Source organism: uncultured Caballeronia sp. (assembly GCF_964243625.1).
Taxonomy (GTDB): Bacteria; Pseudomonadota; Gammaproteobacteria; order Burkholderiales; family Burkholderiaceae; genus Caballeronia.
In genome coordinates, this window is record NZ_CAXTGZ010000823.1 from 1 (window position 1) to 2,191 (window position 2,191).

2 protein-coding genes and 1 pseudogene are annotated in these 2,191 nt (G+C 51.9%); all 3 read left to right on the top strand.

The features are described 5' to 3' along the window. Positions 1 to 700 precede the first annotated feature (700 nt). Complete coding sequence (locus tag ACFFAR_RS31380; RefSeq protein ID WP_086386539.1) at positions 701 to 976, top strand: HU family DNA-binding protein; 276 nt, start codon at positions 701 to 703, stop codon at positions 974 to 976. 169 nt (positions 977 to 1,145) lie between these two features. Beyond that, positions 1,146 to 1,376, top strand: coding sequence for a DUF1488 family protein (locus ACFFAR_RS31385; RefSeq protein WP_375509245.1), 231 nt, complete (start codon positions 1,146 to 1,148; stop codon positions 1,374 to 1,376). 216 nt (positions 1,377 to 1,592) lie between these two features. Continuing rightward, positions 1,593 to 2,191 (top strand): annotated as a pseudogene (locus ACFFAR_RS31390) (hypothetical protein); the annotation flags it as partial.

The window sequence follows — 2,191 nt, forward strand, 5'->3', positions numbered from 1 at the left end:
CAAACCTTCATTGATTATCGGCTCGACACTGGAAGCCGTACTACTAAGAAGTTGACGGCGACCTATGGCCGTCGATGTGGTGCTAAAAATTGTCGCCTGACGATGCTCTACGTGCAATGAGAGGCAGAAAAATTGCAAAACATTCATCAACTGTAGCTCAACGTCTCGCTTAAATCGAACCTGCGCCGTTCCATCTGTTGGCACTCCGTATCAATTTGCTTACGAGAACGTATTGCCAGCGTACATTAATCGGGCAAATAAAGTTCAGCTGACGCGCCGTCGCAGTCGACGATCCCGCACCGCCCGTCGAACCTGTAACACTTCGAAAACAGAGGAGATCGATTTTTATGCCGGTCGCACTTGCATGCCTGCGAGCTGCATCCGCAACAGCGTTGCGGTCTGCATTTGGACGTCCCGAGAAGCATAATAAACAATTAAACTTCCGAATCGTCGATGCTTAGCAGCCTCAGCCATGTTCTCCGTATGTCAGCTGAGACCAAGGGCAAGTCTTCGACCATTGCCGTTGACGGTAAAGCTTTTGTGCAGCATCCTGAACGGGAGCGGGCACTGTTTAGGGTGGCGGGAACCCGAGGCTAGCGCGCAGCAAATATTAATTGATTATCTTAAAACCTCTCTTGGTGCAGACCTAACGCAAGATGGTAAAGATTGACCAACAAAAAAACTCTTGAGAGGACCTTTGATGAACAAGCAAGAACATGTTGATGCAGTCGCGGCACAAACCGGCGCAAGCAAGGCTTTGACCAGCGAGATCGTAGATGAGGTCCTAGTAGCGATCACGCGAGCAGTGGTGTCAGGTGATACCGTTCAATTAATCGGCTTTGGTTCGTTCGGTAAGGGGGCACGTGCCGCTCGCGCGGGGCGCAATCCAAAAACCGGCGTACCGCTGCAAATCGCTGCAGCTACCACAGTAAAGTTCACTGCAGGAAAAGGCTTCAAGGATAGCGTCAATCAGTAACGCCCCGTGTTTCCCGGCAGTTTGCGCGCTAGTAATCCCGACGTGCTCATAGGCGGTGCAGTGTTAGCATAGAGCTCGATACGCTTGCGTTATGATTCGTTTGACTCGGCTTAGCTCTGAAAAGTGACAAAGAAAGAAGTGCGTGCAACATTCATATGAACCAACCTTTGTGAAGGATGGCCGGGTCGTTATGTCCACGGCATTGAACGCTGGTCGCGAAGTAAGCGCACTGATCACGAAGACGGCGTTAGAGCAGTACTTCTGGTCGCGCCCAGATGCAAACGAAGGCCATGTGCTGCGTATATTTGCTGACGGCCGCCATCGCATCGCGGCCGTCACGCGACGTTTGGCTTTACGTAGCGGTTCGACAAAAGTTCGCCTTGATGAGCAAGACTTTTAGCAGTAGGCGCTTACGCTTTCAACACGCTCAGATACTTTGAGCCCTATCGGTTTTGCGGTGACGCGTAGGCCTGGTTAATTTTTAGATTCAATGTATTGCAGTAGCCAAACCTGTATTGCAGTAGCCAAACCTTGAGCCACCTGAAAAAAATTTGTTTGCATATTGGGCTCTCGCTCTTATCTAAATTGGCGAGCGAAACATTCGGAGTTTCATTTTATGAGTCGTACATTTGGACGCCCAGGTTCGCGAGGCAGCGGTCCACGTCCAGCGCGCCAGCACCCGCCAAGCAGCGCGCCTCAGACGCAAAAAAAGCACTATGTAAAACCCGTTCAGGCAAAGGATACGACCCAGACAGCATCTATATTTAAGACTCGAGCGTTCAAAGTACTCGTCGACACCGTTGGTGCCGAAAATGTGGCATTGGGTCTCGACTCGAATCTGGCCCGCATCGCGGAATTGGTCAGCGGTGAGCGTTTTACGCCCGAGACGGCGTTTCACATGGAAACGACGCTTGGTCTTCCCGATGGTTTCTTCGATCATCCAAATCCGACGTTGCCACCAAACGTGATCGCACGACTGCGCTCCCCGCTGGAAAATAGGCCGAATGACAGCGTTTTTGATGAACCCGTGGAGCCTTCACCGAGCCATCAGTCCGCCGATCATATAGAGCACCCCACGGTGAGCGAAGCTGTAACAGCCAAGGCTGTTGATATGCCAAGAAAGACCAGCACCGCTCCCGTACCGGCTAGCAAAAAGGGCAAAGTGGTTGCGCCGAAAGGTACCAGCGCAAGCGCGAAGAATGAGCAGCCGGAGAG